This window comes from Ruegeria sp. O4, from assembly GCF_056535125.1.
Window position 1 is genome coordinate 183,223 of sequence record NZ_JBQERO010000005.1, and the last position, 6,548, is coordinate 189,770.

Genomic DNA, 6,548 nt, shown 5'->3' on the forward strand with positions numbered 1-6,548 from the left:
GTAGTGATCCGTTTACATAGATGTTCCAAGGGCTTGAGAGGAATTCTCGCAAGAGTTCGATAATTTCACTAAGGCTGCGTGTGGGTTTGGTGGTGTGGGACAGCTTATCGGTCAGCAGCAGCTTGTCTTCTTCCAGCTTGGCGATCTTGGCTTCAAGCGCGGCCATTACCTTGGGATTCGAAGTCTCGATCATGCGCTCAACCAGCACATCTTGCTGCTTGTCCAACTCTTTGTGCTGGCGTTTGATTTCTGCCTTCGTCTGCTTGGCTTGATCCCCGCGCTGATCCCAAGCATCTTTCAACATGGACATCGCGATATCGAGCAAGTTTTTGCTTGGGGTCAGAGACCGCAAGATCGCCTCAAAGCCTGTGTCTATTTTCTCTGCACGAATACCTTTGCGGTACTCAGAACAGCCTTTCCTCTGGCAATTGTAGTAGGGGTAGCGTCTGCCGGTAGCGCTCCGGGCATGGTACGCGGTCATGGGTTTGTCACAACACGCGCAGTTCACCGCGCCGCGTAGTGGGAAGTTTTCGTTGATGTCAGGACGCTTCGCCGCAACGCTCCTGCCACTACGCCGCTCTTGAATAACCTCATAGGTTTTGAGTGAGATCAAAGCCTCATGATGTCCTTCGCGGCGCGTGATGCCCCACGGCTCATGCTCAACATAGCCCGCATAGATTACGCGGTTCAGCATATCCGTCACCTTCTGCTGACGGATTTTCCCATCCGGCAGGTCTTTGGGAAAGTCAGGTTGGCTTTCTAAGAACCGTCGCACATCCGCCTGTGCCGAGAACCGACCAGAGGCATAGCCTTCCAATGCTTCCTTGATGATGGTCGCGACGGGTTCAACGCGGGTCAGCAATTTGCCATGCGATCCTGTCTTCTTGTACTCGTATCCGATAGGGGCAGCGAAGACGGAATAGCCGTTCATCATTCGCCCTTTCATGCGGTTGGAGGTTTGTTCCGCGTTCTTTTCGCGCTGATGCTGAGCCACAGACGCCAGCATGTGTTCCACGAGCCGCGAGTCGCTGTCCTCACCAAATTCAATGGACGGGCTTTCCAGAATGCCGCCCGCATCGCTGAGCGTTTCGCGCAGGGCAATATGAGCCTGCACGTTGCGGGCAAAGCGGCTGATGTCGTCAATGATGACCACAACGCTGTCCTTGGGGTGCAGACGCAGGAAGGCCAACATGCGATCCATTGCGGGGCGGCGTTCGAATTTGCCGGACATATCGTCCATGAACACCTCAACCACATCATAGTCTTTGTAAGTGGCGTATTCCCGACAACGGTTTTCCTGAGAGGCGAGGCCATCACCTTCGCGGACCTGCTTGGCCCCAGACACTCGCGCATAGATCACAGCCTTTGTTGGTTTTGGTGTTACTCCTGCCATTGGTCCTCCTCTGCGCGGGTCTGCGCCCATTTGTTGTTCAACAAGGATACCAAATCCGCGGAATCCTGATCCAATGCTTCTTCATCTTCTCCACAGATTTGCGGGATGGGGTGCAGGTCGTAACCGAGATCGACAAACATCACGACGATGGACCACAGAGTTTCGATCAGTTCCTGTTGCTGATCCAAAGGCATGTCGCTGTCTTCCAGCATTGCCGCGTAGACTTCCCAATCTACCGAGAGGCTGGGTCGAATAGGCATATCTTTTTTTTATCTGGCGGACAGGTCATGCACGCGCTCCTTTCTCTGAAATGTTTTGGTGATGGGTTCGTTCCACTATGGTCTCGCCATAGACTGAAATGAGAACAAATATAGAACATATAACCACATCATCTTGCCCCACGCAAGAATAATTCTTCAATCATCCTATGCGCTTAGATGTGACCTTACCGTGGCAGGCACACGATGGTCTCAGGTGAAAGGAGGGTGTAAACGGGTGATCGAGAGTGTTGAAACGATTATCCGATGGGGTTTTCCGGCCAGTTCTCACGGCCATGACGCACACGCAAAATTCTCACCATCCGGTTATCGTCAACCAGATAGATGATTACATGCGCATGCACCGGATGGATGCGGACGGGTGGGGTGATTTCATCTCGCAGACGAGCCATCTCTGGATTGTCGGCAATCAGTTCAATCGTTTGGTCTATTTTGTCCTGATAGGCTTCGGCCTGTATGACGCCAAAGTCTTGAACGCCATCAATATAGATTTGGATCAGATCGGCTTCCGCCTTTGCAGAAAGGCGATAGTTCATTCCGATGCAGCAATTCCAGCCTGTTGTCTGGCAATAGCGCGAATTTCCGAAAGGGATTTGTTGCTGTCTTCGCTGGCCATTGCTTCATCGACCAGACGTTGCATAGCTGCGATCTTGGAGGCACGGTCCTGATCATGGCGGATGAGGTCACGCATGTATTCACTGGCGTTGTCGTAGCGCCCGGATTTCATCTGCTGTTCCACCCAATCCCGCATGGGGTCGGGCAGGGAAATATTCATGCTGGCCATATCTGGTCCTCCTACGCATAGTATGTCACAAAATGACAAATATTGCCATAGGAACATAATCCTGATGTCATTTGAACCAAAGAGTAAGGCGCATAAAGCGAAGCTTTACAAAGCCCTAGTCGCGGCAGCGGAACTGGCAAATGAACCGTTTGATCAGTTCCTGCAAACTCCGTTCGATCCGGCTTGGAACCTTGCGGACAACTATCGGCGTAACCTGCAACGGGGGGAATATTCAGCGATACGGGCGAAGGTGCTGTATGACTTCCTGCTCAGTCATCACTTCAATATCGCGCATTTGGAAGCACCGGAGATATTCCCACAAACGCCTGAGATGAGGTGGCGAGAGATATTAGATGAAATGGCGACATCAGATCGGTTTCGATTGGCCTTGGTGTCGACGGCGATGGGGATCATTGAGCGCGAAAGCCACTTGAAATCAGCGGACACTGCTATTCGGCTTGGTGAGCGCTTTTGCTTCGAGCTCGATAGTGAGGCTGATGGGCACGTGGTTGCATTCCAGGGTGTGAGGGGGCAATGGCATAACATCCCGCTCGGCTCAGACGGTGAACCATGCGCTGAAATTCAAGCGGGTCAAAATCGCCTGCCAAAAACGATGGAAGGGAAACTTGATCCGCTGACTGAAAGCCAAGACCAAGGTTTGCATGAATTTGTACTTATTTCCAGCGATACCCCTGATATTCCAGCAAATATTGTTCAACTGAATATCTGGGTGAAAGAACACAACTGCTTAGTCCATAAAACTATGGCCAGATTCAGAGCGTAAAAGTACCAACCCAACGCGATTTACTGGCTGCGGGTTGGGTTCATTGAATTGAGTCAATATCCAAACAAGTTCTTTAGGCATACGAACAATGATGATGAAATAGCCCAAGTCAGCATCGCTACGGTTGCGACAGCCGCGAGCAGCAATACTCTTGCGAGACCCCGAATGATCTTCCAAGTGGGTCGCCAATTGGGGTGTTTTATTTCTGTCTGATCGCTAAATGTACCAAGAGGTGCCGTGAGGAAACGATCCCAAAGACCTCCACGATCCAGTTGAGTTCGTATATTTTTGGGTTCCAGTGCGGAGGAGTGAGAAAACAGCTGACTGTGCACGTTTTTTACACACAAACTATTGAAACCCAAGTAACCCGCAGGGCCTGAATCCGGGATAGCAAATTGTGCAACCCTCACGGGTAGGTCCTTCCCGCCGCTATGGCAAAGCACGGCTTCGACACGACCTGCGGCTATGTGTCTTTCCCAGTCATATTGGGGGGAGATTACTGATCCGACGCAAATCACTCTGCCGAACTTCTGATCCGAAAACTCCTGGGACAACAATAACTTTGAAAATAAGAGGCTACCGAAACTGTGGACGATCACATCGGGTGGTTCCGTTCGCGCTGACTTCTTTGAGTTCTCAATAGCAGATAAAATTTCTGCACCCAGCTTTCTGACCAGCTTTTCATGACGGAAACGAAAAAAAATCCCCAACCGTTCAAATCCATACTTGTAGATTAGAACTGGTGCGGCATACGCAAGTTTGTTTGAAATGCGCCAACTTAGTTCTTCTTGCCAAGGCCCCCTAGTGTTGAAGCCGTGAATGACTATCATCCAGCGAATGTCTCTACTTATTAGTGAACGAGTACTGTAGTGCCGCTGCTCAAGTGGTTCACCAGCATCTGCAAAGCTCTGGTCGCATACATTACATTTTTCTGCTTCAAGTTCTTCGCCTGTCAGCGGTCTCGATACTCCAGCTTTTTCACACGGTTCCGATGAGCAGTACTGGGCATCAGTGGAAAAGATTATTCCTTCTTCTAGAAGCTCCTCGAGAAGTGTAATCACTTCTTCAGTGCTGACTTTGTATGAGGCATCTTTTCTTATCAGGTCAGGGTCTAGTACTGATGATGTGTTGGTTTCCAATCTTGATTGAATAACCTCAACCAACTGTTCATCGTGACGACCAATGTATCTGGCAGGGTCAATTGTCATCTTGACGAATTCACTTCGTGTACAATCAAACCAACGTCTTCTCGTGTGCACTGAGCCCAAATTCTAATGCGGGAGTCCGTTCCTGAGCCCTCAACCTTTACTTGCCGAGAAAGGCCAGGCAGATTTTCTGAGTTGAAATGAAAAATTCCATCCGATGACGAAAACTGGTTTGCATCAATGCCGTTTTGAGCTTGCCGAATTGCCTCGATATCGTGAATCCCAGTTTGTGGAGCGGTTGCAACCAAATTGACATGACCTCCGTCCACGTTCATCTTGACTGAGTTAACCTTCAGCTCTGGTTTTTGATTGAGCTTGCTGAATGAGCTGCTTAGAGAAATTTTTTGCAACGGAGTGTCGGTCACAGAGAAGGTGTCCAGGTCTGACCAAATTTGTGCAAGAATCTCATCGTGGACCCCACTTTCATTAGGGTGCGTGATGAATACTGCGCAGAACGGGCTCTCAAACTCCCAAACGAAACGAGCAATTTTTCTTTCCGATTTCTCTCTATAGGCTCGAAATTCATACTCATCGCCATTGATGTCTTGTCTATAGTCTTTTGCCTTCGAACGTACCCAACTGTCTCTTCCTTCTCTCCACCCCAAGGACAGTTCTGTATCGCTCAGGGTTGCAGTTTTGAGGGTCAACTCATCTGGGAACTCGTAGTTCTCATGATCTTGTAAAATTGCGGAATGTGGTGACGCGTGCATGGCACCTGCAAGGTCCGCTTTTTCAATCTTAGGGAGTTCGAACAAATAAACATGCTGATTTCCCCAGCCTTCGATGTCGTGAAGCCACTTGTCGATCTTGGTTTGATCGATCAGACCTTCGTCAATCCCTTGACGAAGGTTAACAAGGAATTCCTCCTTGTTTTTCCCGATCCTCACACCGTTGTTGCGAAGAAGCTCCTTGATAAACTTGTTCCCTTGGGAAAGTACGATTTTTTCTGCAATTTCTTTTAGTTGAGCTGTATTCATATCCGCCGCGTACTACTCTATTATTATTCTCTTGTGTGCAAATGCATTCAAAGTATCCACTTACCTTGACACGGATGTGAGCACCTGTCGAGGTCTCTGGATTTTGTCAGGCTTAAGTGATCGGCTACTATACTTGGCTACCTTCTGTTCTATCTAGGGTCGAGTGATGCAAGCCGAGTACGAATGAATGATTTTGAGGCCCAAAGTTTATCGGGAAACTGCGTGGCTGAGGAGAAGAGAGCTTTAGGTTTGGAAGCTATCTGCAAGAAATGGTTTTAACGCTTCGTTAAAGGGCCACAATTTCGCCCACTCATTTGCACCCGTTGTAACCAGATCATCCCACTTGCCAAGTTTTGCACGGGTGATGTCAGCAAAGAAATCCTCGGGCGTGCCCAGATCGGTAGCGATGACTTGAGCACCCACAAAATTTGATAGCTCCACTAGATTCCAGTACGCACGCAAGACCACGTCTGAATTGAACGCTTGAATTTCTGCGGGCGGGGGTAGGGGTACATCGCTTGTACTTGACTTGCTCTGTGGTGTGGTTTTCGTGTGTGCAGTGATTGACCACATCTCTGCTAGATGCCCCAATAGCTGAAAAATTCGCGTTGCTGCTTTCGGGTGGGTCACTTGATCGATGCCATTTTCGTTGTCGATCGTTTCGATGAAAATCATGATGAATGCTATGCTGGTGACTTTGGCCCGCAGCTCCGCCCAATTTTCGCGGGAGTACGCACCCAGCATTACTTCGATAGCTTCATGATCAGCTTGCAACTCAAAACACATCTGAGCGTTGGAACGAAGTTCTCCAGGATGAACGGTGTGTGAGCAGAGCTTTTTGATGGTGCGTTGGACGACACCAAAATTTTCTGCGAAAGAGAAATGCCCAAGGTGGGCGTGAGCAAATTCGTGCAAAAAAAGCCACGTGTACGCAATGGTATGATTGTACCCGTTAGGTTCCAGTTCTCGCCATTCATCTAGTCGTTCAACGAATGAAGAGGTGATTAGCATTTTCCGCCCATCATAGGTCAAAGAATGGACGTGTCGCGGTTTGCTGCCGCTCCTTTGATAGCATTTATTGCAGCAAAGGAGACGAACTATGGGACTGAAACGGACGGACGAATTTC

At 49.3% G+C, this 6,548-nt stretch carries 8 protein-coding genes and 1 pseudogene; 2 read left to right on the top strand and 7 right to left on the bottom strand.

Translation table 11 applies throughout. The annotated features are described in order from the left end of the window. The first annotated feature begins 94 nt into the window (after window positions 1-94). The gene (locus ACR0J7_RS09160; protein WP_480899649.1) at window positions 95-520 is read left to right on the top strand and encodes a hypothetical protein; all 426 of its coding nucleotides are present in this window, start codon (window positions 95-97) and stop codon (window positions 518-520) included. On the opposite strand, the pseudogene ACR0J7_RS09165 reads toward ACR0J7_RS09160, so the two are convergent. From ACR0J7_RS09165 to ACR0J7_RS09180, 4 genes and pseudogenes are all read right to left on the bottom strand, one after another. After that, window positions 422-1,423 (bottom strand): annotated as a pseudogene (locus ACR0J7_RS09165) (recombinase family protein); the annotation flags it as partial. The gene ACR0J7_RS09160 and the pseudogene ACR0J7_RS09165 overlap by 99 nt on opposite strands. Then, window positions 1,381-1,653, bottom strand: a complete 273-nt coding sequence (locus tag ACR0J7_RS09170; RefSeq protein ID WP_480773602.1) for a hypothetical protein — start codon at window positions 1,651-1,653, stop codon at window positions 1,381-1,383. The gene ACR0J7_RS09170 and the pseudogene ACR0J7_RS09165, both read right to left, overlap by 43 nt. A 257-nt stretch (window positions 1,654-1,910) precedes the next feature. Further along, window positions 1,911-2,207: a type II toxin-antitoxin system RelE/ParE family toxin gene (locus ACR0J7_RS09175; RefSeq protein ID WP_480773603.1), complete on the bottom strand. Its 297-nt coding sequence runs from the start codon at window positions 2,205-2,207 to the stop codon at window positions 1,911-1,913. After that, the gene (locus ACR0J7_RS09180) at window positions 2,204-2,455 is read right to left on the bottom strand and encodes a type II toxin-antitoxin system ParD family antitoxin (protein WP_480773604.1); all 252 of its coding nucleotides are present in this window, start codon (window positions 2,453-2,455) and stop codon (window positions 2,204-2,206) included. Before ACR0J7_RS09180 ends, ACR0J7_RS09175 begins: the two co-directional genes overlap by 4 nt. A gap of 64 nt (window positions 2,456-2,519) precedes the next feature. Here ACR0J7_RS09180 and ACR0J7_RS09185 point away from each other — a divergent pair, with 64 nt between their 5' ends. Then, window positions 2,520-3,239 carry a hypothetical protein gene (locus ACR0J7_RS09185; protein ID WP_480773605.1) on the top strand — a complete coding sequence of 240 codons (720 nt, stop codon included), beginning with the start codon at window positions 2,520-2,522 and terminating at the stop codon, window positions 3,237-3,239. 53 nt (window positions 3,240-3,292) lie between these two features. Here ACR0J7_RS09185 and ACR0J7_RS09190 read toward each other — a convergent pair whose 3' ends face one another. From ACR0J7_RS09190 to ACR0J7_RS09200, 3 genes are all read right to left on the bottom strand, one after another. After that, window positions 3,293-4,447: a hypothetical protein gene (locus tag ACR0J7_RS09190; protein ID WP_480913978.1), complete on the bottom strand. Its 1,155-nt coding sequence runs from the start codon at window positions 4,445-4,447 to the stop codon at window positions 3,293-3,295. Next, on the bottom strand, window positions 4,444-5,421 hold the full coding sequence (locus tag ACR0J7_RS09195) for a hypothetical protein (protein WP_480773607.1): 978 nt from the start codon (window positions 5,419-5,421) through the stop codon (window positions 4,444-4,446). The genes ACR0J7_RS09190 and ACR0J7_RS09195 overlap by 4 nt, the downstream gene beginning before the upstream one ends. A gap of 243 nt (window positions 5,422-5,664) precedes the next feature. Further along, complete coding sequence (locus tag ACR0J7_RS09200) at window positions 5,665-6,432, bottom strand: hypothetical protein (protein ID WP_480913979.1); 768 nt, start codon at window positions 6,430-6,432, stop codon at window positions 5,665-5,667. Window positions 6,433-6,548: the final 116 nt, after the last annotated feature.